Origin of the sequence: Kineococcus auxinigenes, assembly GCF_050871525.1 — a bacterium.
GTDB lineage: Bacteria > Actinomycetota > Actinomycetes > Actinomycetales > Kineococcaceae > Kineococcus.
Map to the genome: position 1 here is coordinate 1 of NZ_JBKBCT010000005.1, position 21,920 is coordinate 21,920.

The 21,920-nt window shown below is 73.5% G+C and carries 22 protein-coding genes; 14 read left to right on the top strand and 8 right to left on the bottom strand.

The genetic code is table 11. The features are described 5' to 3' along the window. Positions 1–74 precede the first annotated feature (74 nt). The 6 genes from ACRYR9_RS03350 to ACRYR9_RS03375 are packed head-to-tail and all read right to left on the bottom strand — an operon-like array spanning position 75 to position 7,535. Positions 75–1,031: a sugar phosphate isomerase/epimerase family protein gene (locus tag ACRYR9_RS03350; protein WP_432493296.1), complete on the bottom strand. Its 957-nt coding sequence runs from the start codon at positions 1,029–1,031 to the stop codon at positions 75–77. Continuing rightward, positions 1,028–1,963, bottom strand: a complete 936-nt coding sequence (locus ACRYR9_RS03355; protein ID WP_432493294.1) for a sugar phosphate isomerase/epimerase family protein — start codon at positions 1,961–1,963, stop codon at positions 1,028–1,030. Before ACRYR9_RS03355 ends, ACRYR9_RS03350 begins: the two co-directional genes overlap by 4 nt. Beyond that, positions 1,960–3,519 carry a GMC family oxidoreductase gene (locus ACRYR9_RS03360; RefSeq protein WP_432493292.1) on the bottom strand — a complete coding sequence of 520 codons (1,560 nt, stop codon included), beginning with the start codon at positions 3,517–3,519 and terminating at the stop codon, positions 1,960–1,962. Before ACRYR9_RS03360 ends, ACRYR9_RS03355 begins: the two co-directional genes overlap by 4 nt. After that, a complete protein-coding gene (locus ACRYR9_RS03365) occupies positions 3,516–5,879 on the bottom strand; it encodes a beta-glucosidase family protein (RefSeq protein WP_432493290.1) in 2,364 nt (787 codons plus the stop codon). The genes ACRYR9_RS03360 and ACRYR9_RS03365 overlap by 4 nt, the downstream gene beginning before the upstream one ends. Then, positions 5,876–6,979 (bottom strand): LLM class flavin-dependent oxidoreductase, encoded by a 1,104-nt coding sequence (locus tag ACRYR9_RS03370; protein WP_432493288.1) that lies wholly within the window; start codon positions 6,977–6,979, stop codon positions 5,876–5,878. The genes ACRYR9_RS03365 and ACRYR9_RS03370 overlap by 4 nt, the downstream gene beginning before the upstream one ends. A gap of 19 nt (positions 6,980–6,998) precedes the next feature. Continuing rightward, entirely contained in the window at positions 6,999–7,535 is a 537-nt protein-coding gene (locus ACRYR9_RS03375) for a flavin reductase family protein (protein WP_432493286.1), read from the bottom strand. A 140-nt stretch (positions 7,536–7,675) separates the two neighbouring features. Between ACRYR9_RS03375 and ACRYR9_RS03380 the strand changes: the two genes are divergently transcribed. The 14 genes from ACRYR9_RS03380 (at position 7,676) to ACRYR9_RS03445 (ending at position 20,846) form a co-directional block, all read left to right on the top strand. Then, positions 7,676–8,362, top strand: coding sequence for a TetR/AcrR family transcriptional regulator (locus tag ACRYR9_RS03380; protein ID WP_432493284.1), 687 nt, complete (start codon positions 7,676–7,678; stop codon positions 8,360–8,362). A gap of 145 nt (positions 8,363–8,507) precedes the next feature. Beyond that, positions 8,508–9,872 (top strand): MFS transporter, encoded by a 1,365-nt coding sequence (locus tag ACRYR9_RS03385; protein ID WP_432493282.1) that lies wholly within the window; start codon positions 8,508–8,510, stop codon positions 9,870–9,872. Continuing rightward, the gene (locus ACRYR9_RS03390) at positions 9,869–10,858 is read left to right on the top strand and encodes a sugar phosphate isomerase/epimerase family protein (RefSeq protein ID WP_432493280.1); all 990 of its coding nucleotides are present in this window, start codon (positions 9,869–9,871) and stop codon (positions 10,856–10,858) included. Before ACRYR9_RS03385 ends, ACRYR9_RS03390 begins: the two co-directional genes overlap by 4 nt. Before the next feature lie 9 nt (positions 10,859–10,867). Next, a complete protein-coding gene (locus ACRYR9_RS03395) occupies positions 10,868–11,260 on the top strand; it encodes a C-glycoside deglycosidase beta subunit domain-containing protein (protein ID WP_432493278.1) in 393 nt (130 codons plus the stop codon). 184 nt (positions 11,261–11,444) lie between these two features. Beyond that, a complete protein-coding gene (locus ACRYR9_RS03400) occupies positions 11,445–12,470 on the top strand; it encodes a VOC family protein (RefSeq protein ID WP_432493276.1) in 1,026 nt (341 codons plus the stop codon). 3 nt (positions 12,471–12,473) lie between these two features. Then, positions 12,474–13,658, top strand: a complete 1,185-nt coding sequence (locus ACRYR9_RS03405) for an alpha/beta hydrolase family protein (RefSeq protein ID WP_432493274.1) — start codon at positions 12,474–12,476, stop codon at positions 13,656–13,658. Further along, the gene (locus ACRYR9_RS03410; RefSeq protein ID WP_432493306.1) at positions 13,658–14,653 is read left to right on the top strand and encodes a cyclase family protein; all 996 of its coding nucleotides are present in this window, start codon (positions 13,658–13,660) and stop codon (positions 14,651–14,653) included. Before ACRYR9_RS03405 ends, ACRYR9_RS03410 begins: the two co-directional genes overlap by 1 nt. A 49-nt stretch (positions 14,654–14,702) precedes the next feature. Further along, entirely contained in the window at positions 14,703–15,704 is a 1,002-nt protein-coding gene (locus ACRYR9_RS03415) for a fumarylacetoacetate hydrolase family protein (protein WP_432493272.1), read from the top strand. Then, entirely contained in the window at positions 15,701–16,042 is a 342-nt protein-coding gene (locus ACRYR9_RS03420) for a hypothetical protein (RefSeq protein WP_432493270.1), read from the top strand. The genes ACRYR9_RS03415 and ACRYR9_RS03420 overlap by 4 nt, the downstream gene beginning before the upstream one ends. Next, positions 16,039–16,746 (top strand): CoA transferase subunit A, encoded by a 708-nt coding sequence (locus ACRYR9_RS03425; RefSeq protein ID WP_432493268.1) that lies wholly within the window; start codon positions 16,039–16,041, stop codon positions 16,744–16,746. Before ACRYR9_RS03420 ends, ACRYR9_RS03425 begins: the two co-directional genes overlap by 4 nt. Then, entirely contained in the window at positions 16,743–17,384 is a 642-nt protein-coding gene (locus ACRYR9_RS03430) for a 3-oxoacid CoA-transferase subunit B (protein ID WP_432493266.1), read from the top strand. Before ACRYR9_RS03425 ends, ACRYR9_RS03430 begins: the two co-directional genes overlap by 4 nt. Then, entirely contained in the window at positions 17,381–18,562 is a 1,182-nt protein-coding gene (locus ACRYR9_RS03435; RefSeq protein ID WP_432493264.1) for an acetyl-CoA C-acyltransferase, read from the top strand. The genes ACRYR9_RS03430 and ACRYR9_RS03435 overlap by 4 nt, the downstream gene beginning before the upstream one ends. A gap of 164 nt (positions 18,563–18,726) precedes the next feature. Continuing rightward, positions 18,727–19,542: a TIM barrel protein gene (locus ACRYR9_RS03440; RefSeq protein ID WP_432493262.1), complete on the top strand. Its 816-nt coding sequence runs from the start codon at positions 18,727–18,729 to the stop codon at positions 19,540–19,542. A 164-nt stretch (positions 19,543–19,706) separates the two neighbouring features. Further along, positions 19,707–20,846, top strand: coding sequence for an FAD-dependent monooxygenase (locus ACRYR9_RS03445; protein WP_432493260.1), 1,140 nt, complete (start codon positions 19,707–19,709; stop codon positions 20,844–20,846). Between the two features lie 329 nt (positions 20,847–21,175). On the opposite strand, the gene ACRYR9_RS03450 is transcribed toward ACRYR9_RS03445, so the two are convergent. After that, positions 21,176–21,658, bottom strand: a complete 483-nt coding sequence (locus ACRYR9_RS03450; RefSeq protein WP_432493258.1) for a cytochrome c oxidase assembly protein — start codon at positions 21,656–21,658, stop codon at positions 21,176–21,178. Next, positions 21,601–21,870 (bottom strand): DUF2243 domain-containing protein, encoded by a 270-nt coding sequence (locus ACRYR9_RS03455; RefSeq protein WP_432509635.1) that lies wholly within the window; start codon positions 21,868–21,870, stop codon positions 21,601–21,603. The genes ACRYR9_RS03450 and ACRYR9_RS03455 overlap by 58 nt, the downstream gene beginning before the upstream one ends. Positions 21,871–21,920: the final 50 nt, after the last annotated feature.

Consider the following 21,920-nt stretch of genomic DNA (forward strand, 5'->3'; position numbering starts at 1 on the left):
TGGTCGTGCGGTTCCGCGGAACCGCACGACCAGGGGCCCGGTGGTGAGGGATCAGCCTCGTCGTGAACGGCCGGTCACAGGCCGAGCCGGTGCTTGGCGTACCAGCCGTTGAGCATCACGCTCGACGCCGGGTTCGGGGTCTGCTCACTCTCGAAGACGACCCAGCCGTCGTACCCGGCGTCGCGCGCGGCGTCCAGGACCGCGGGGGCGTCCACCAGGCCGTCACGCGTGCCCACCTCGAAGAACCACCGCTCCACCTCGCGGTCACCACCCGCAGTGAGGAAGGCGTGCTCGGCGTGCGGGCGCAGCCGCTCACCGGCGGTGTCCACGAAGCGCGTGTCCTTGAGCTGGAGGTGGTCGACCCGCGTCACGTGCCGCCGCACCACCGCCACCGGGTCCAGCCCGGCCAGGGTGAGTTCCCCGGTGTCGACGGTCAGGCCGACGTGGTCGGGATCGGTGGCCCGCATCAGCTGGGCCAGCACCTCGTCGTCCGCAGCAGCGGACAGGACGTCGGCGTGCAGCGAGACACGGACCCCGTGCTCGGCGGTCATCGCACCGAGGGCGTTGAAGCAGTCCGCGGCCGTCTCCGCGGTGGAGGACTCCACGGCGCCGACCTGCCACGCCGGAGGCAGGGCGCGCACGACCAGCCGCGAACCACCCAGTTCGGCCAGTGCGGCGGCGAAGGGCCGGGCCCACTCCACGATGGCCGCGTGCTGCTCGCGATCGAGCACCGAACGGCCGTGGGAGAGCTCCTCGTCGACGGGGTCGCCCGGGTCGACCGCCCAGCTGCTCACCGCGGTGAGGCCGACGTCGGTGAGCAGCTTGCCGAACGCTGCGAGGGACCCGTAGGTGTTCTCGATCGAGGAGGGGCGGCCCAGCGGGTCCCACCTCCCCGTCCCCCCGCGCAGCTCCACGCCGGTGAAACCGGCGGCGACGACCGTCTTGAAGGCGCGCAGGTGGGCGTCGGGCCGGCAGAAGTCGTCGAAGTTCGGCTTCCACTGGTTGACCGCGTACGAACGGCGGATGCTCACGACGCCACCTTCCCGAGGACCTGCTGGGCGTACCACATGGACAGCGCGGTGCTCTCAGCGTAGTCACCGCCGATGTTGGCCTTGTCGTGCTCCACGGTGACCCAGCCCGAGTACCCGTGGGCGTCCATCGCCCGAACCAGCCGCTGGAAGTCGACCAGTCCGCCCTCGGTGCCCATCTCGTAGAACCAGCGGTCGGTCTGCGGGGCCATCAGCTCGGCGTCGGGGCGGTGCTGGTAGGCACCCGTCGTGTCCTGCTGCCGGGTGTCCTTGAAGTGGAAACCGCTGACGCGGTCGTGCAGCCGCTCGTACAGGTCGACCGGGTCGACCCCGGCGATGCAGTGCTGGGCGGTGTCGCAGAAGAAGCTGACGTAGCGCGGGTCGGTCAGCTCGTAGAACCTGACGATGTCCTCGAACGTGCGGATCGCGCAGAAGAACTCGTGGTGCCCGGTCGTCCTGACGCCGAACTCGGTGAGGGACATCTCGCCCACCCGCGTCCAGCACTCCGCGGCAGCCGCGATCTTGTCGTCGGTGACGGGAGCGGTCGAGGTGTAGAGGCTCGCAGGCATGACGATGAGGTTCTCGATGTCGAGGTCGGACCACATGCCGAGCATCCGGCGCGTGCTCTCGACGATCTCGTCGTGCGTCTCACGGACGTGCGCGTCGGCGACGCGGGGGTCGTACATGATGCCGCGGAACAGGTTCACGATCTTGGCGATGCCGTGGTCCTGGAGGTACTCCTGGTACTTGGCGATCGAGCCGAACATCCCCGTCAGGCCGTAGACCTGGAAGTCGAACATGTCCAGGCCCTCGAAACCGACCGCGGCGATCTGCTTGACGAAGTCGTCCATCAGCCGCCGGTTGGCGTACTGCGTCTGCGGTCCGCGCGGGGTGTCCACGCGCCAGTGGTCCATGTAGGCCCAGCGGTAGGTCACGAGCCGTCCTTCCGGTCGAGGGTTGCGTGCGCGAGGGTCTTCGCGACGTGCCGGGCGCCACCGACGGCCAGGGCCACGGTGGTGAGGGTGGGGTTGCAGGCGGTCTCGGTCGGGATGAGGCCGTTGCCGGCGACGAAGAGGCCGGGGACGCCCCAGACCTCGCCGTTGACGTCGCACACCGAGGTGCCGTCGTCGCTGCGGCCCATCCGGGTCGTGCCCTGGTAGTGCAGGGAGCTCCCGGCGGGCAGCTCGATCGGCTCGTCGTCGATGAGCCGCCCCAGGGCGTGGGCCGCCGTCGTGATGGCCGACCTGGCGGCGGCCAACCGCTCGGCGTCCACGTCGGTCAGCTCGTAGTGGACACGGGGCGCGGGCATCCCGTAGTCGTCGGTCGCGGTCTCGTCGAACTCGACGCGGTCCTGCGCCCGGACGTCCTTGGCCACGAACCAGCCCAGTCCGACGTAGGCGCCCGGGCGGTCGGCAGGCAGGTCGGGCCGGGGCACCGGTGAGGCGTCCATCTGCATGACCTGCCCGTGGAAGGGGTGCCGGTCGTCGTCGAAGGGGACCCAGCTGACGCCGCTGCTGCCGTCGATCGCGGTGCGCGCCGCCGTGGACGCGTCCCCGTGGTCCTCCGCACCGTCACCGGCGAGCACCTCGTTCGGCAGCCGCACGGCCAGCAGGACCTGCGGCTGGTCGTTGAGGTAGCGGCCCAGGGCCGGGGGGCGCACGCCCGAGGCGAAGAGCAGCTGGGGGGTGCGCAGGGCGTCGGCGGCCACCACGACGGTCCGGGCGGCGACCTCGGCCGTCGTCCCGTCCCGGCGGTCGCGCACGGCGATGCCGCGCACCGCGCCGTTCCCCTCCCGCAGCACGCGCTCCACCAGCGTCTCCGGGTGCAGGGCGACCCCGCGCTCCAGCACGTCGCCGAGGACGACGGAGGGACCGGACCAGTGGGCCCGTCCCGCGTCGTCGCGCCGCACGGCCAGGGGCATCGGCTGCACCCGGCGGTCGGCCGGGCGGTCGGCGTCGAGCGCAGCGCCCAGCAGCCGCCGGACCTCCCCGGCCAGCGGGGCGTCGGCCAGCGCCTGCGCGCTGACGCCGAGGAGGCGTTCGGCCTCGTCCAGCAGGTCGTCGAGGTCCTCGACGAAACCGATGCGCTCGGTCCCTCCGGGCCGCGGGCAGGCGCACGTCCAGTGCGCTCCCATGCCCCCGACGTTGCTCGACATGGCACCCACGGGCAGACCCGTGCCGCCGGCCGCGAAACCGTCGCCGAGCAGGAACGTGCCGGGGCGGCCACGTCGGCCGTCGACGGTCGCGGGCGGCTGCTCGCCGTCCGCCTCGGCCGCTGGCCCCTCGGAGGCCCGCTGAGCCCGCCGGCGGGCCTGCGGGTCGGCGATGTTCTTCACGTGGTCGCCCGGCGGGGCGGACAGCACGGGCCCGACCTCGAACACCGCGACGCGCAGGTCGGGGGCGTTCTCGTGCAGGGTCCTGGCCCACGCGGCGCCGGCCGGTCCGCTGCCGACGACCGCGACGTCCACCTCGCCCGGGTAGCGGCCCGTCATCGCTGTACCTTCATCTCGTGAGCGTGCTGGTCCGCGGCGGACCGGGCGACGGTGAGCAGGTGCGCACCGCCCGGCACGGTCCAGCGCCCGGCCGGGGTGTCCCACCGGCGGAACGCCGCGCGGGTCAGCCTGATCGTGGCGCCGACCTTCGAGCCGGCGGGAGCCTCGACGCGTGCGAAACCCACCAGCCGGGAGCGGGTCTCCCCCGGGGCGCGGCCGTAGACCTGCACCACGTCGCCCCCGGCGCGCTCGCCCGTGTTCTCGACCTCGACGTGCACCAGGACGTCGTCACCGTCCGGTTCCGCCTGCGCCGTCCGCACCCGCCAGGTCGTGTACCCCAGGCCGTGCCCGAAGGGGTAGGCGGGAACCGGGCCGCCGGCCTGGAAGTGCGCCGGGCCCGCGGGTTCGATCCTGCGGTAGTCCAGGACCAGGTCGTCGTCGAGCTCCACCCCGTACCCGGGGTAGTCGGCGTCGGAGCGGGCGAAGGTCAGCGGCAGGCGCCCGCCGGGTTCGCGGACGCCGCTCAAGACCTCGGCCAGGGCGGGACCGAACTGCTCACCGGCGTACCAGGGGACGAGCACGGCCGCGACGTCGCCGGCCCAGGAGGTGTCGACCTGGTGGCCGGCGTCGAGCACCACGACGGTGCGCGGGTTGGCGGCCGCGACGGCGCGCAGGAGCTGCAGCTGCTCGGCCGGCAGTTCCGTCGTGGTGCGGTCGGCGCTCTCGCGGGAGGCGTTGCGGTCGTCGCCCAGCACGAGCACCACGTCGTCGGCGCGCGCGGCCAGGGCCACGGCCTGGTCCAGCAGTTCCGCCGGCGCCGGGGCCCGGTACCCGAGCGTCACCGACTGGACCCGCCCGGGCACGAGGTCGAACTCGCCGACGACGCGGACGCGCTGCCCCGCCTCCAGGTGGACCTCGGTCGCCACGGTGTCGGCGCGGGCGACGACCCCCATGACGTCGGCCGGGTCCGGTGCCGGCCACGTGGACCGCTGCTCGCCGTCGACGAGCAGGGTGGCGTCGCCGGTGCCGCCGAGGAGCAGCTCGTGGGTGCCGCCGACCTCGGCGGTGAAGTCGGTGCTGAGCCGGACGCGGCCACCGACCCCCGGGCCGCCGATGCCGGGGATCTCACCGAACCAGACGAAGGTCGAGGTGGGGCGCACCTGCGTGGCTCCCGGCTCGCTCGTCCCGGGCGCGAAGCCCTCGAGCACCACCTCGCCGAAGGGCTGCAGCCCGGAGGGCGCGCAGCCCGGCGCGACGAGCACCTCGGCGCCGGGGAACGCGGCCACCAGGGCCTCGGCCGGGGTCGTGGGCCGGGTCCGCGGGGTCACCTTGGCGAAGGTGCCGCCCTGCAGGCAGGGCACCACGGCGTTGGGTCCCAGGACCGCCAGCGTGCGCCCCGGCGCGGTCCGCAGCGGCAGGACGCCGCCGTCGTCGTGCAGCAGGACGGTGCCGGCCGCGGCGGCCGTGCGCAGCAGGTCGACCTGCTCCGCGGCGCCGAGCGCCGACGTCGGGGGAGCGGTGGACCCCTCGCGCCGCCCGACACGCTCGGCCAGCCGCACGATCCGCTGGGCCGCGTCGGTGAGGCGGGAGTCCTCCACGTCACCGGCGCGGACGGCCTCGGCCAGCGCGGGGCCGAAGAACCGCGGGCCGCCCGGCATCTCCAGGTCCAGGCCGGCGCGGGCCGACGCGACGGTGTCGCGGGTGGCGAACCAGTCCGAGACGGTGACGCCGTCGAAGCCCCACTCCTCCTTCAGGACGCGCAACAGCGCCGCGTTCTCGCAGCAGTGCTCGCCCCGGACCCGGTTGTAGGCGGTGAGGACGCTCCACGCCCCCGCCTCGACGGCGGCCTCGAAGGGAGCCAGGTACACCTCACGCAGGTCGGCCTCGTCGACCGAGACGTCCATGGCCTGCCGGCGGGTCTCGGTGTCGTTGGCGACCAGGTGCTTGGCGCAGGCCCCGACGCCCTGCTCCTGCAGCCCGCGGATCCAGGCGGCACCGAGGACGCCGGTGAGGTGGGGGTCCTCGGAGAACATCTCGAAGCTGCGCCCCGAGAACGGTGTGCGCGGCAGGTTGAGGTTCGGGCCGAGCACGACGTCGACGCCCTCGCGGCGGGCCTCGGCACCGAGCAGACCACCCACGCGGTGCACGAGGTCGGGGTCCCAGCTGGCCGCGAGCGAGGTGCCGGACGGCAGCAGGGTGGCGGTGTCGCGCTCGTCCATGGTGCGGCTGACGAGGCCGAGCGGGCCGTCCAGGAACGTCAGCTCCGGGACCCCGGCCTCGGGCAGACCGTGCGCGGTCCAGCCGTTGACCCCCGCCGTGGCGGCGGCGCGGGTCTCGACGTCGAGGTCGCCGACCGTCACTTGCTGGTCCGGAAGTTCGGCATGACGCGTTCGGCGAAGAGGCGCAGGGACTGGTCGGTGGCGCGGCGGCGCTCAGGGGTCAGCGGTCCGCCCATGAACCCGCCGAGGAGGTTGCCCACGCCGAGGTCGGCGTACTCCTTCAGCTTGGCCGTCACCGTCTCGGGGGAGCCGTACAGGCACCAGACGCGCTTCCACTCCGGCGTCGTCCCGTCGGTCGGCTCCTTGAGGTCGACGCCGCTGATGGCCTCGGCCTTCTTGTTCGCCACGTGCTCGCGCTCGACGGTGCGCTGGTACTGCTCCAGCAGCACGTCGAGCTCGGCCTCCGCCTGCTCGTCGGTCTCAGCCAGGTGCACGTACTGGTAGCTGTGGGTGGTCCAGTCCAGGGCGTGGTCGAGGACGGCCCGCGGGTGGCCCTGGGCCTCCAGCGCGGTGCGGTAGCGGCGGTAGGACTCCGCGAACACCTCGAAGGGGTTCTCCGGGCTCATCTGCGGCGGCAGGAAGTTCAGGATGAACGCCGGCTGCCCGAGCCGTGCGGCGCGCTCTGTGCTGGAGGGGCGGGCCGCCACGGGCATCATCGTCGGCACCCGGCCGCCGTAGGGGGTGGGGCTGATCCGGCTGACGACCGCACCCGAGTAGTGCGAGTTCGCGAACTGGACCGGCTCGTCGTCGGGCTTCTTGGCGAACAGCTGCCCGACGATCTCGAGGTTCTCCTGGGACAGGCGCGAGGTGTCCTGGAAGTTCACGCCGAAGCCGATCGACTCCTCCGGCGTGGTGCCCGAGCCCACCCCGACGAGGAGCTTGCCGTCGGTGAGCTGGTCGAGCAGCGCCAGCCGCTCGGCGAAGCGCACGGGGTGGTGCAGGGGAACGGTCTGGACGGAGAACCCGTACCAGAGCTCGGGGTGCCGGGCGGCGAGGTAGGCCGCGAAGATGAACGGGTCGCTGGCCTGGGGGGCGTAACCGGTGAAGTGGTGGTCCGGCTGGAAGACGGCGTCGAAACCCAGGGAGGCGCCCAGGTCGACGTGCTCGACGAGGGCGTCCATCACCGCCCGGTCCTCGGAGGGCGCGGTGGAACGGGTGGTCAGGAACAGCGAGAAGTGCATCGTGGCCTCCGGGTGGTCGTCAGATCGGGGTCGGCGCGCCGTAAGCGCCGCGGGAGAAGGCGAGGGACTGCGCGACGTCGGGGTTCGCGCCGAGGGCGAGGACGCGCGCCAGGACGATGTCGTGGTCGCCGGCGGGCACGACGTCGTGGACCTCGCAGTCCACCCAGGCGGCTGCGCCCGGGACCACGTGGCCACCGGTGTCGGTGCGGTGCCAGCCGAACCGCTCGAAGCGGTCGGGCTCCTTGCGGGCGAAGGCGCGGCAGACCTCGAGCTGGTCCTGACCCAGCACGCTCGCGGTGAACCGGCCGTGGGCGCGCACCAGGGGCCAGGTCGTCGAGGCGCGGTCGGGCATGAAGCAGACGAGCGGGGGGGCCAGGGAGACCGACCCGAAGGTCCCCACCACCATGGCCGCCGCGGGCTGCTCGGCGCCTCGATCGGTGGGGCCCGAGGTGATCAGCGTGACGCCGGTGGGGACGTGCCCGAGGACGGTTCGGTAGCTGCGCGGGTCGTGGACGTCGACCGGGCACAGCGGGGGTGCGGTCGTGGGCTCGAGCATCGCGGTGGCCTTCCGGTGAGTGGCGGCGGTGCCAGGACCGAGCGGGAATGGAATCAGAATCCGCGTTCTGAACCCTAGGTCGGTGGACTCTCCTCGTCAACCACCCGCCGGGCTCGGTCGCTGGGCTAGGTTCGGTCTTCGTGCCGGAACGCAACCCCACGCTCCCCGCCCCGTCCCGCCCCGGGGGCGAGACCCCCGCGGTCCGGGAACCCCTGCAGGCGCGCAGCAAGGAGTCCTTCGCGCGGGTCCAGGACGCGGCCCTCTCGCTCCTGCGGGAACGGGGCGACGACTCCTTCACGCTGGCCGAGGTCAGCGAGCGCTCCGGGGTCTCCACCGGCAGCATCTACGGCCGGGTGCGGGGCAAGGACGCGCTCCTGAGGCTGGTGCACGAGCGTGAGCTCGACCGGATCGACGCGCTCACCCTCGCGGCGCTGGGTGTCGCCGCCGGACAGCACCCCGGCCTCACGGAGAGCGTCAGGGACCTCGTCGCGGCGCTCGCCCGCGTGCTGCAGACGGAGGCCGGCGTCCTGCGGCCGTTCATGCTGCGGGCGGTGCACGACCCCGAGGTGGCTCGGGTCGGCCGGCAGTACTCCGATCGCGCGACCGCGGCCTTCTGCGAGGGCCTGCTGCGGCACCGCGCGGAGATCCGGCGCGACGACCCCGAGGCGGCGGTGCTCTGGTGCCACACCGTCGTCTACGGCGTGATCGCCCGCCGGCTGGGCCTGGGGAGCACGGCCGAGGGCGCCGACGGGCCCGAGGTCGACGTCATGGTGGAGCGCCTGGCCTCGATGGTCTCCTCCTTCCTGCTCACCCCCGACCGGACCTGACCGCCCGCGCCGGCGCGGGCAGGGGCGGGAGCGGCGGGCGGCGGCATCGACGCCGCTGATGACCGCGATGTCGGATGGCGATTTCCGCTCCCGGCCCCCGCTGGCCCACAGTGTCGGCAGACACCTGCGCGAAGGAGCGGAGAGCATGACCCACCCAACGGTGCGGAGCGTCACCGCACCGCCGCCCCCCGTCCTCCACGAGCGCCTGCAGCGGCGCGAGAAGTTGGCCTACGGGGCCGGTGACCTCGCCTCGAACCTGTCGTGGAACTTCGTGGGCTCGTTCCTGCTCTTCTACTACACCGACGTCGCCGGGGTCCCGATCGCCCTGCTGGGCACGCTGTTCCTCGTCGCGCGCCTGCTGGACGCGGTGATCGACCCGTTCATCGGCGTGCTCGTCGACCGGACCGGCTCGCGGTTCGGAAAGGCCCGGCCCTACCTGCTGTTCGCGGCCGTCCCCTTCGGCGTCCTGGGGGTCCTCACCTTCACCGTCCCCGACGTGGGGGACACCGGCAAGCTCGTCTACGCCTTCGTCACGTACCTGACGCTGGGGATCCTGTTCTCGATGGTGAACGTCCCCTACAGCGCGCTGATGCCGATGATGACGCGCGACCGCGACGAGCGCATGCAGCTGGGGGCGCTGCGCAGCATCGGGTCCTCGATCGGGACCATCGTCGTCACCGCGGCCACCACCCCGCTGGTCGCCGCGCTCGGCGGCGGGCAGAACGGCTGGACGGTGGTGACCGTCCTGTACAGCGCGCTCAGCGTCGCGTTCTTCGCCTGGACCTTCGCGGGCTGCCGCGAACGCCACGCGCGCCCGGCCGACCCGGTCACCACCGACCTGCGAGCCACCCTGCGCAGCCTGCCGGGCAACCGCGCCTGGGTGGTCACGTCCGTCTACGGCGTGCTGAACTTCGTCCGGCTCGGCCTCGTCCTCGCCGTCACGATCTACTACGCCCTCGTCGTCCTCCAGCGGCCCGCCGCCATCTCCATCCTGCTGCCCATCGTCTCGGCGGCGATGCTCGCCGGCGGCCTGATCGCCCCGCGCTACTACCGGCGCCTCGGCATCCGCCGCGGCAACCTGCTCGCCCTCGGCGTCGGTGGGGCCGGGTGGGCCGCGCTGGGAGCGGTGGACCACCGCTTCGGGGTCTTCGTCGTGGTCTACGCCGTGGCGAGCCTGGCCATCGGCGTGTCCATGACCTCGATGTTCACCATGGTCGCCGAGTCCGTCGAGCACCAGGAGGCGCGGACCGGCCAGCGCGACGAGGGACTGCTGTCGGCAGGGGTGAGCTTCGCGATCAAGGTCGGCTCGGCCCTGGGCGCAGCCGCCGTCGCCTACGGGCTGGCGTGGTCCGGGTACGACCCGGCCGTGCCGGGATCAGCCGCCGGCGCCATCAGCACCATGTACCTGGTCGTGCCCGTCGTCCTCATCGCCGCGCAGGCCGTCGTCGTCCTCTTCTGGACCGACGCCACCCCAGCCGTCACCGACCCGTCCACGGAGGACGTCCGATGAACCACCGCATCACCCGCGGGGTGAGCCTGTACAGCTTCCAGGAGGAGTTCTTCCTGCGCACCATGACCGTCCGCGACGCGGTCGAGGTAGCGGCCCGGATCGGGGCGGTGAACATCGAGATCATCCCCGAGCAGTCGATCCCCGGGTTCCCGCACGTCAGCGACGCGTGGATCGAGCAGTGGCACGCGACGATGGCGGAGTTCGGCACCCGGCCCCTGGCCTACGACTTCTTCCTCGACACGCTGCGCCACCCCGGGCGGCGGCTCAGCCACGAGGAGCAGGTGGCCTCGGTGCGGCGCGACATCGACCTCGCCGTGCGGCTGGGAACGACGAAGCTGCGCGCGATCATCAGCACGCCGGCGGAGGTCCTGCGCGACGCGGCTCCCCACGCCGAGGACGCCGGCGTCCAGCTCCTCCTGGAGGTGCACGCGCCCTTCCACTACCGGCACCCCTGGGTGCTGCGGCACCTGGAGGTGATGGACCGGCTCGACAGCCCCGCGCTGGGGTTCATGCCGGACCTGGGCTGCTTCGTGGAGCGGTTCCCCCGGGTCGCCTCCGAGCGGGCGCTGCGCGAAGGCGCCCGCAAGGACCTCGTCGACCTCGTCGTCGGCACCTACGACGACCACGGCGACACGCACGGGCTGATGGACACGGTGAACTACATGGGCGGGGGGCCGGTCGAGATCGGCCTGGCCCGGCAGGCGACCCACTACACCTGGCGCGATCCGCGGATGCTGCTCGAGCAGATGCACCGGACGCACCACGTCCAGGCGAAGTTCTACGAGATGACCGACGAGGGGACGGAGTACTCCATCCCCTACGACCGCATCGTCGACGTCCTCGTCGAGGGCGGTTACCAGGGCTGCCTGTCCAGCGAGTACGAGGGCAACCGGCACATCCAGGACGCGTACCCGGTGGACTCGGTCGAGCAGGTCACCCGGCACCACGCGATGCTCCAGCGCCTCCTGGCCCGGCACGAGAACTGAGGAGGCGACGTGTTCGAGAAGTACGTCATCGTCCGCGACACCCTGCGCAACGTCGTGGAGGGCGGCCGCACCACCGGCTACGAGGTCGGGGTCCGCATGCCCTACTACCGCGGCCTCGGCCTGTCCATGGTCGAGGACGTCAGCGTCACGGTCGACGGCCTGCGAGCGGCGCCTGAGCGGACGACGTTCACGGTGCACGGCAACAGCTACCCGCTCACCGAGCTGGGTGAGGTCGTCGACGACCGCTGGGAGCTCGGTGAGGTCGCGACCGTCCGCGTCGCCCACCCCGGCGGGCTCGCGCCGGGCGTGCACGACGTCGAGGTCAGCCAGCGGCTGCGCATCTCCTACATGCCGGTCCCCGGCGGCGGCCGGGCCCGCGCCGAGGTGGAGCTCTCCGCCTGAGCGCCCCGGCGACGCTCTCCGGGGCGTGGCCGCGGCGGGGCATCGACGCGGCGGATCGCCGGTATCGCGAATTCCCCGCTTCCGCCCGGCTCGTCGCGGCGGCATCGTTGACCACAGCACAGCGCAGTGCTCGCCACGGGCGGACCGCGCTGGATCCACCCACTGCACCCGAAGGGACCCCGGCATGTCCTCGCCCTACCTCTCCCACCTGGCCCACCTGGAGATCTCCTCCCCGGACGTGGAGGCATCCGCCCGGTTCTACGAGGAGCAGTTCGGCCTGCGCGTCGTGGAGCGCGACGAGCACGGTTCGGTCTACCTGCGCTGCTGGGGGGACTACTACCACTACAGCCTCATCGTCAGCCCCGGTGAGGTGCCGGCCCTGGTGAACATGGCCTGGCGCACCAACGACGAGGCGTCCATCGACACCATCGCCGAGCGCGCCGCCGCTGCCGGTGCCCAGGTGGTGCAGCACGAGAAGCGCCAGGGCCACGGTCGATCGGTGCAGTTCACCGGCCCGTGGGGGCACAGCACCGAGTTCTACTTCGACCAGCCCCGCTTCATCGCCACTCCCGAGCGTGCGTCGATCTTCCCCGACCGGCCGGAGAAGCGGTCCCAGCACGCCGCCGCCCCGCGGTTCCTCGACCACGTCACGGTCGCCACGCCCGACGTGGTGGCGTTCTGCGAGTGGTACCGCGACGTCCTCGGTTTCCGCATCATGGCCTACACGGAACTGGACCACGCCCCCGTCACCGTGTTCGGCGTCCTGACGACCAACGAGAAGTCCCACGACCTCGGCGTCGTCAAGGACTCCTCCACGATCCCCGGCCGCGTCAACCACATCGCCTACTGGGTGGACGCCCACGAGCAGCTCCTGCTGGCCGCCGACGTGCTCATGGAGCACGGCACCGACATCGAGTACGGGCCCTCCATCCACGGCGTGGGTGAGCAGACGTTTCTGTACTTCCGCGAGCCCTCGGGTCTGAGGGTCGAGCTCAACACCGGTGGCTACCGCAACTACGTGCCGGACTGGCAGCCCAACACCTGGAAGCCCTCGACCGGCTCGAACAGCATCTACCGCAACGGGGCGATGCCGATGTCCATGACCGAGTCCTTCCCGCCGGACCCCGGCAAGCCGTCGGCGACGGAGGAGGGGATCCTCCCCGGGACCGAGGAGCAGCTGAACCCCTACGCGAAGATGGGCCAGGGCTGAGCGGTGTTCGCCTACTTCCCGGGCAACTACGTCTGGAACCTGTCGGTCAACCTCGCCATGGAGATGGGGGCGCGGCTCGGCGAGGTGGACGCCATCTGCCGGCCCCTGCTGGAAGCCGCCCAGCGGGGTGAGGACGCCGGCACACCGGAGTTCATGGCGGGCTGGGAACGCCAGGGCGACGTCCTTCGTGAACTCGCCGCCGAGGACGAGGCGGCCGGGCGGGCGCTGTCGGCCGGGGAGAAGCTGGGACGAGCCGCGACGTACTTCCTCATCGGGGAGCGGATGCAGGCGGCCGGGTACGCGCCGCGGGTGGCGCTGTACGAGAAGTTCCTCACCACCTTCGCCCGCGGGGTGGAACTGGCCGGCGAGAACGCCGAGCGGATCGAGATCCCCTACGCCGGGACCGTGCTGTCGGGGATCCTCGTCCGCGCCCTGGGCCCGGACGGCCGGGTCCTGGACGGGCCCGCGCCGATCCTGGTGCAGGTCAACGGCCTGGACTCCACGAAGGAGATGCTCTACCGCACCGGCCCGGCGGCCAAGCTCAGCCGTCGCGGGGTGGCGTCCCTCCTGCTGGACCAGCCCGGGACGGGCGAGGCCCTGCGACTGCACGACCTGCCCGCGGTCCCGGAGTCGGAGCAGTGGGCCTCGGTCGTCCTCGAGCACCTGGCTGCCCGGCCCGACGTCGACGAGCAGCGCATCGGCCTGCTGGGGGTCTCCCTCGGCGGGTACTACGCGCCGCGTGCGGTCGCGATGGAACCGCGGTTCGCCCTCGGGGTCGCCTGGGGAGCCAACCACGACTGGCGGGCCGTGCAACAGGCCCGCCGGGCCCGGGAGGGCGAACGCCCGGTGCCGCACTACTGGGACCACGTGCAGTGGGTCTTCGGCACGAAGGATCTCGACGCCTTCTTCGAGGTCGCCGAGCGGATGCACCTGGACGGGGTCGTGGAACGCATCCGCGTCCCGTTCCTCGTCACCCACGGCGAGCACGACCGGCAGATCCCGCTCTCCTACGCGCACCGCACGTACGAGCAGCTGGTGAACTCACCGGACCGCGAGCTGGTCGTCTTCACGGAGCGCACCGGTGGCACGGCGCACTCCAGCGTCGACAACGGGGCCGTGGCCACCGACCTCATCGCCGACTGGGTCGCCGAGAGGTTCGGCGGGCACCCCGGCGGGTGGTCGGCGTGATGGAGCAGGTCCGGTCGGTGCTGGACCGCACCGATCCGGCGGGGGAGATCGCCCGCGTCGTCGCGGACGTCTCCAACTGGGGCCGGTGGGGCGAGGACGACGTGCGCGGGACCCTGAACCACGTCACCGCCGCCGACCGGGCCCGCGCCGCCGGGCTGGTCAGGCGGGGGGCCACGTTCTCGCTGTCGCTGCCCTTCGACGCGAACGGCCCGCAGAAGGGCTGGCGGCGCCGGACGAACCCGGTGCACACCATGCTGGACACCGGGACCGACGCCGAGGCCGGGGTGCAGGGCTTCCCGCACGGCCTCGGCGGCGCGGACGACGTCATCGCCATGCCGTTGCAGTGCTCGACGCAGTGGGACGGCCTCGGCCACATCTTCGACCACGGCCGCGCCTGGAACGGTCGGCGCGCCGGGCAGGTCGTCACCTCCGACGGCGACCTCGTCACCGGCATCGAGACCGTCGCCGACCAGTTCGTCGGGCGCGGGGTCCTGCTCGACGTGGGCCGCGTCGTGGGGGCCCGGCTCGGGTACGACGACGGCCTGCCCGACGGCTTCGCCATCACCGTCGAGCACCTCGAGGCGACCATCGCCGAGCAGGGGGAGACGTCCGCGGTCGGGCGAGGGGACTTCCTGCTCGTGCGCACCGGGCAGCTGGCGCGCGCCAAGCGCGACGGCTGGGGCGAGTACGCCGGCGGGCCGGCACCGGGGCTGTCGTTCACGACCGCGCGCTGGCTGCACGAGCGCGAGATCGCCGCGTGCGCCACCGACACCTGGGGCTTCGAGGTGCGCCCCAACGAGTTCGACGTCGCCTTCCAGCCGTTGCACCAGGTCGTCATCCCCAACGTGGGCCTGTTCCTGGGGGAGATGTGGGACCTGGACGCCCTGGCCGCGGACGACGCGGCCGACGGCGTCCACGACTTCCTGCTCACCGCACCCCCGCTGCCCGTCACCGGTGCTGTCGGGTCGCCGGTGAACCCCGTCGCCGTCAAGTAGCACGTCAGCACACGGTCGCGGATCCGCGCACCGCAGGAGAGGGGGCAGGATGAGGTTCGCGCGCTACCGCACACCGGACGGTGCCACCACGACCGGTCTGGTCGTCGGGCCGGCCGGTCAGGAGCGGGTGCACGCGCTGCGCTCCGCCGTGGCGCTGGTCGAGCTCGCCGCGGCGGGTCCGGACGCGACCGGGGAGGCCGCACGCTGGGCGGCGACGTCGTCCCCGGCTGTCCCGGTGGGCGACGTCCACCTGCTGCCGCCGCTGGACCCGCCCTCCGTCCGGGACTTCGTGACCTTCGAGGAGCACGTCGAGGGGGTGCGCCGCAGCATCGACGGGGAGGGCGGCGTCGTGCCGGCCTGGTACGAGGCGCCCACGTTCTACTTCACCAACCCGCACAGCCTCGTCGGGGCGCACGACGACGTCGCGGTCCCACCGGGGTGCCGCGCCCTGGACTTCGAGCTGGAGGTGGCGGCCGTCGTGGGCCGGGGCGGATCGAACCTCCGGCCCGAGGACGCCGAGCGGGACGTCTTCGGCTACACCGTCTTCAACGACTGGTCGGCGCGCGATCTGCAGCGCCGCGAGATGGCCGTCAACCTCGGTCCCGCCAAGGGCAAGGACTTCGCCACGACGCTGGGACCGTGGGTCGTGACCCCGGACGAGCTCGAGGAGTTCCGCGACGCCGACGGCTACCTCGCCCTCGAGCTGCGCGCCTTCGTCGACGGGGACCTCGTGGGGCAGGACCTCGCCTCCAACGCCGGGTGGACCTTCGGGGAGATGATCGCGTACGCCTCTCGCGGGACCACGGTGCGGCCCGGCGACGTGCTCGGGTCGGGCACCTGCGGCAACGGCGGGTGCCTCGCGGAGCTGTGGGGGCGCCGGGGCCGCCAGGACCCGCCGCCCCTGGCCCCCGGTCAGGTCGTGCGCCTGGAGGTCCAGGGGATCGGTGCGGTGGCCAACCGCGTCGTCCCCGGCCCCGACCTCGCCGACCTGCCCACCGTCCCTCCCGCGCGGGTCCGCTCCCGCGCCCGAACCACCAGGAGCTCCTCGTGAACGTGGTCGTCAGCCGCTCAGGTGCCGCACTCACCGGCGCCGCCGACCTCACGTCCTTCGACGTGCGGGTCGACGGCGTCGACGAGGACGCGTTCACCGCCGTCCTGCAGCGCGAGCGCGTGGGCGCCTTCGTGCCCGGCCCCGCCTTCCCCGGCGGTCACGTCCACGTGCGCGTGGAGTGGCTGCGGGCAGCGGCGGGGGCGCACGACCTGCCTGCCGACTGGGCCGAGTCGTTCGCGGGGATGCTGGCCTACGCCGAGCGCAAGGGGTGGACGTCGCCGGACGGGGCGACCGTCCGCGGGCACGTCGTCACCGGCGCCGGGACGGGGGAGCGGTGAGACCGATCGGGCAGGACGCCGCGACGGCGCTCGACGGCGTCCTGCGGGACGGGATGACCATCGCCGTCGGGGGGTTCGGGCTGTGCGGTGTTCCCTTCGACCTCGTCGACGCGGTCCGCGACAGCGGGGTGCGCGACCTCACGATCGTCAGCAACAACCTGGGGGTCGACGGGGTCGGGCTGGGAGTCCTGCTGGAGAACGACCAGGTGAGCCGCGTGCTGGCCAGCTACGTCGGGGAGAACAAGCTCTTCGCGAAGCGGTACCTCGACGGCGACCTCGACGTCGAGTTCGTGCCCCAGGGGACGCTGGCGGAACGGCTCCGGGCCGGCGGTGCGGGCATCCCCGCCTTCTACACGCCCACCGGTTACGGGACGCCGGTCGCCGAGGGCAAGCCCACGGCGGAGTTCGACGGCCGGTGCTACGTCCAGGAGCGGGGCATCGTGGCCGACCTCGGCCTCGTCCACGCCCACACCGGTGACGCGGCGGGCAACCTGCGGTACCGCCTCTCCGCGCGCAACTTCAACCCGCTGGTCGCGACCGCGGCCAGGTGCACCGTCGCCAGCGTCGACGTCCTGGCCGACGCGCCGCTGCACCCCGACGACGTCCACACGCCCGGGATCTTCGTGGACGCGGTGGTGCGCACCACGCGGGACAAACCGATCGAGCAGCGGACCGTGCGGCCGCGCGGAGGGACGCAGACGTGAGCTGGACCCGTGAGGAGATGGCGGCCCGCGCCGCGGCAGAACTGCACGACGGCGACTACGTGAACCTCGGCATCGGCATCCCCACGCTCGTGGCCAACCACCTCCCGCCCGGCACGCGGGTGACCCTGCAGAGCGAGAACGGGCTGCTGGGCATGGGCCCGTTCCCCCTGGAGGGGGAGGAGGACGCCGACCTCGTCAACGCCGGCAAGCAGACCGTCACGCTGCTGCCGGGAGGCAGCTGCTTCGACTCCGCCACGTCCTTCGGCATGATCCGCGGCGGGCACGTGGCCATCGCGGTCCTCGGCGCCCTGCAGGTGTCCGCGACCGGTGACCTGGCCAACTGGCAGATCCCGGGGAAGATGGTCAAGGGCATGGGCGGGGCCATGGACCTCGTGGCCGGGACCCCGCGCGTCGTGGTCGTCATGGAGCACACGGCCCGGGACGGGCGGCCGAAGATCGTGGCCGAGTGCGACCTGCCGCTGACCGGCAAGGGCGTCGTGGACCGCGTCATCACCGACCTGGCCGTGTTCGACGTCACCCCCGGCGGCCTCGTCCTCGTCGACGTGGCGCCCGGCGTGGACCCGGAGGAGCTGCGGTCCCGCACCGGCGCCCCGTTCACCGTGGCGGTCGCCGCGTGACCGGCTCGCCCGCCGTCGTCGCCGGGTACGCGCGCACGCCGTTCGCGCGGTGGCTCGGTGCCCTCGGGACCGTCCCCGCCACCACCCTGGGCGCCGCGGCGATCACCGCTGCGCTGAGCCGGGCCGGCGTCGCCCCCGGTGACGTCGGAGCGGTCGTGGGCGGGCAGGCGCTGCAGGCCGCAGCGGGGCAGAACCCCGCGCGGCAGGCCGCCGTCGGGGCCGGGATCCCCCTGACCGTCCCGGCGTGGACCCTCAACGCCGTGTGCCTGTCCGGGCTGGAGGCCGTCGTGCAGGCCGACCGGCTGATCCGGACGGGGGAGCACGACGTCGTGGTCGCCGTGGGGCAGGAGTCGATGTCCTCGGCGCCGCACGCCCTGCCGGGATCCCGGCGGGGGACGCCCTTCGGCGCCACCGAGTTCGTGGACCTCGTCCAGCACGACGGGCTGCGCGACGCCTTCGACGGCCGGGCCATGGGCGAGGCCGCCGACGCCGTCAACGCCGACCTGGGGATCGACCGCGCCGCGCAGGACGAGTGGGCCGCACGCTCGCACCAGCGGGCCGCGGCGTCGCGGGACCTGCTGGCCGAGGAGGTGGTCCCCGTGGCGGTGCCCGGCCGTCGCGGGACGACGACCGTGGGCGAGGACGACGGCGTCCGCGACGACACCACCCTCGAGGCGCTCAGCCGCCTGCGGCCGGCCTTCGCCCCCACGGGGACGGTGACGGCGGGCAACGCGTCCCAGCTGACCGACGGTGCCGCGGCCCTCGTCCTGGTCAGCGCGCGGTACGCGCAGCGCGCTGGCGTGCGCCGGCTCGCCGAGGTCGTCGCGCACGCCACCGTCGCCGGTCCCGACACCACGCTGCACGCGCAACCGGCGAACGCCCTGCGGGCGGCGCTGGAGCGGTCGGGGACGGCGACGGCGGACCTCCGCCACGTGGAGCTCAACGAGGCGTTCGCCGCCGTCGCGCTGCACTCCACCCGCCTGCTCGGACTGGACCACGCGGTGGTGAACCCCCACGGGGGAGCCGTGGCGCTCGGGCACCCCCTGGGGGCCTCGGGGGCCCGGATCGCCGGTCACCTCGCCCTCCGCCTGCACCGCGGCGGCCCGGGCCACCACGGCGCCGCGTCGCTGTGCGGTGGAGGCGGTCAGGGGACCGCGCTCGTCCTCCGGAGCGTGTGATTGCTCGCCGCCCGCCCCACCCCGCCGACCGGGGACGCACCCCGGTCCGGCAGCTCAGGAACCCGCCCCACCCTCGCACCGGGTGTCACCGACCACCGCTCACCGGGTTCACCCGCCCGGACGGGCCGCGGCAGGCCGGTCGACTCGACAGGAAGGAACGTCACGTGACCCACCGCCTCGCTCCCAACATCGAACTGCTCTTCACCGAGCACGGGGACCACCAGGACCGGGTGCGCGCCGCAGCAGCCGCCGGGTTCACCTCCGTGGAGATGTGGGGCCCCACCGGCAAGGACGCGCCGGCCAAGCCGAAGGACCTGCCGGCGCTCAAGGAGGCCCTCCAGGAGACCGGGGTGCAGCTCGAGGCCCAGCTCGCCGAACCGCGCACGCAGTTCATGATCCCGCCGAAGGACCACAGCGACTTCTACCGCGGCATCGAAGAGGGAGCCCGCATCGCGGCGGACCTGGGGTGCCCGCGGATCGTCGTGCAGGGCGGCACCGGATTCGGCGGCCGCAAGCGCAAGGACCAGCACGACGAGCTGGCCGGCATCTACCGGCGCGCGCTGGAACTCATCGAGGGGTCCGGTGTCGTCCTCACGCTGGAGGCGGTGAACACCAGGGTCGACCACCCCGGCACCCTGCTCGACCGCACGACCGACTCGATCGACGTCGCGCGCCAGGTCGACTCGCCGCAGTTCGGCGTCCTCCTCGACGTCTACCACTCCCGCGTCGAGTCCGAGGACCTCGAGCAGGTCCTCCAGGAGGCCGGCCCGCTCGTCCGGTACGTGCAGATCGCCGACGCCCCCGGCCGGGGCGAACCCGGGACGGGATCCATCGACTGGCCGGCCACGTTCACGGCGCTGAACGCCGCCGGGTACGACGGCCCGATCGGCCTGGAGTACCTGCCGACCGTGCCGTCGGAGGAGTCGACGCGTCACGTCCGGTCGGTCCTCGCGGATCTGGAGGTCCCGGAGAAGCGATGACCGCCGAGGGGGCGTGACAGCGGCGGCGACCGGGGGCGGGTGACCGCCGCGCCCTCGCCCACCACCGGTGCCGTCGGGTTCCGGTGGGTACCGTCGCCGTCGAGCAGGCCGTACCGGGCCGGTCGCGACCCCGTCGCGCAGGCCCCTGGAGGAGGAGGGTGAGGGTGCCCGCTGTGCGTTCCGTCCTGATCGTGGGCGCCGGTGCCGCCGGGTGCGCCACCGCGATCCTGCTGGCCCGCGCCGGCGTCGCCGTCGAGGTCGTCGACCGCCGGCCCGATGTCCCGTCGGGGTCCGGCATCACGCTGCAGGGCAATGCCCTGCGCGTGCTGCGCGACCTCGGCGTCTGGCCCCGGGTCGAGGCGGCGGGCTACTCCTTCGACTCCCTCGGGATCCGGGCGCCGGACCCCGCGGCCACGCTGGTGGCCGAACTGCCCGACGTGCGCACCGGCGGGCCGGACCTGCCCGCCACCCTCGGTCTGCCGCGCGCGGACTTCGCCTCGATCCTCGTCGACCGCGCCCGCGAGGCCGGCGCCCGGATCCGTTGGGACGCCGACGTCACGGACCTGCGGGATCAGGGAGGGACCGTCGCGGTGTTCTTCGCCGACGGTTCCACCAGCCACCACGATCTCGTCGTGGGGGCCGACGGCATCCACTCCTCCGTGCGTCGGCGCATCGGGATCGACACGGCGCCGGTGCGCACCGGCATGGGCATCTGGCGGGTGTTCGGGCCCCGCCCGGCGGAGGTGACCCGCACCGACCTCGTCTACGGCGGGCGCTGCCACATCGCGGGGTACTGCCCCACGGGCGCCGACTCGCTCTACGCCTACCTCGTCGAGGACGTCCAGGACCGCGGCGACCTCGACCCCGCCCAGCGACTGGCCCTGTTCAAGGAGCTCGCGAGTTCGTACCACGGCCCCTGGGACGCGATCCGCGACGGGCTCACCGAGGACAGCCCCGTGAACTACACCGTGTTCGAGACCCACGTCGTGGAGGAGCCCTGGCACCGCGGCCGGGTCGTCCTGGCCGGCGACGCCGCGCACTCCTGCCCCCCGACCGTCGCCCAGGGCGCGGCCCTGGCCCTGGAGGACGCCGCCGTGCTGGCCGAGGTCCTGCTGGCGGGCAGCGACGACGACCTCGACGCCACCCTGACCGGCTACGCCGACCGGCGCCGCCCGCGGGTGCGGACCGTCGTGGACGCCTCGGTGCAGATCGGGCGCTGGATGCTGGAGCGCACCCCCCGCGAGCAGACGGACGTCCCGGGGCTCATGCGCCGGGTCGCGAGCACGGTGGCGGTGCCCGCGTGAGGTTCGTCAGGCGACGCCACGAGGGGACGATCACCACGGGGCTGGGCGGCCGGGGAGGTCGAGGTGCGCGGGGTGGAGGACCGCCGCCGACGTCGAGGGCCACCCGCCGACGGTGCGGACCACTGGTGCCGCCGTCAGCGATTCCACCGTCCGTACCGCCCTTCGGGCGGGGCGGGAGCGCCCCGCCGAACTCACCGGCCGGCCCGTGACCTCGAGCGGTGGGTGAGCGCGGCGGTCACCGTGGTCGAGGTCACCCGGGTGGTCCGCTCCGGCTGAGCGGGCTGGCGCAACCCTCACCGCACCCGCACCTCCAGGGTGCGCCGACGCCGTCAGGAGGAACTCAGGCCCGGGTGCGCGACAGCCGCCCGCGGCCGTGTGGCGCGGTACCAGCCCGCGACCAGCGGGACGATCAGGACCACGTCGACGAGGTCGCCGCCGTAGTACATCAACTGCGCTCCGGCCCGCACGTCCACGACGTCGACCCCCTGCGGGGGTGGGCGTACAGCCACTCGGCCAGGACGGAGTGGGCGGCGACGAAGACGAGCAGCGCGGCCGACCGCAACCGCAGCGACGAGCGGTGCGGATCCGGGATCCACCCCCACCACGGAGGAGGTGGAGACGTAGCCGGCGAGGAACACGTGGGCGTGCACCAGCGCGTGCACGACGACGCTGGTGTGCGTGGAGTGGAACAGGTCCGTGGCGTGCAGCACCCACAACCCGCCGATGTCGAGCACCCCGGCCACCAGCGGGTGGGTCAGCACGCCCACCGCGGGCCGGCGCAGCCACCGGGAGAGGCGACGGGCGCGGGCCACCGGCGGGCGCGGTGCAGCACGAGCAGGCCGATCCCCAGCAGCACGACCGCCGCGCCGTTCCACGCGAGGTCGTAGGGCAGCAGGTCCACCCCGTAGCGGATCTGGTGGATGCGCAGCGCCGCACCCGAACAGGAACCCGGACACCACCGTCCGCCGTTCGAGGTCCAGCGCACCCGCCGCGGAGCGCGGTCCCCTCGTGCTCGAGCGCGCACCGGGTTCGTCGCTGGACACGGGTGGTACCTCCGGATCGGCGGGGTGGCGA

What these genes read in the sequence shown, in the direction of transcription:
- ACRYR9_RS03360 (WP_432493292.1), bottom strand. Translation starts at nt 3,519, where the DNA reads ATGACGGGCCGCTACCCGGGCGAGGTGGACGTCGCGGTCGTCGGCAGC.
- ACRYR9_RS03370 (WP_432493288.1), bottom strand. Translation starts at nt 6,979, where the DNA reads ATGCACTTCTCGCTGTTCCTGACCACCCGTTCCACCGCGCCCTCCGAG.
- ACRYR9_RS03375 (WP_432493286.1), bottom strand. Translation starts at nt 7,535, where the DNA reads ATGCTCGAGCCCACGACCGCACCCCCGCTGTGCCCGGTCGACGTCCAC.
- ACRYR9_RS03385 (WP_432493282.1), top strand. Translation starts at nt 8,508, where the DNA reads ATGACCCACCCAACGGTGCGGAGCGTCACCGCACCGCCGCCCCCCGTC.
- ACRYR9_RS03390 (WP_432493280.1), top strand. Translation starts at nt 9,869, where the DNA reads ATGAACCACCGCATCACCCGCGGGGTGAGCCTGTACAGCTTCCAGGAG.
- ACRYR9_RS03400 (WP_432493276.1), top strand. Translation starts at nt 11,445, where the DNA reads ATGTCCTCGCCCTACCTCTCCCACCTGGCCCACCTGGAGATCTCCTCC.
- ACRYR9_RS03410 (WP_432493306.1), top strand. Translation starts at nt 13,658, where the DNA reads ATGGAGCAGGTCCGGTCGGTGCTGGACCGCACCGATCCGGCGGGGGAG.
- ACRYR9_RS03415 (WP_432493272.1), top strand. Translation starts at nt 14,703, where the DNA reads ATGAGGTTCGCGCGCTACCGCACACCGGACGGTGCCACCACGACCGGT.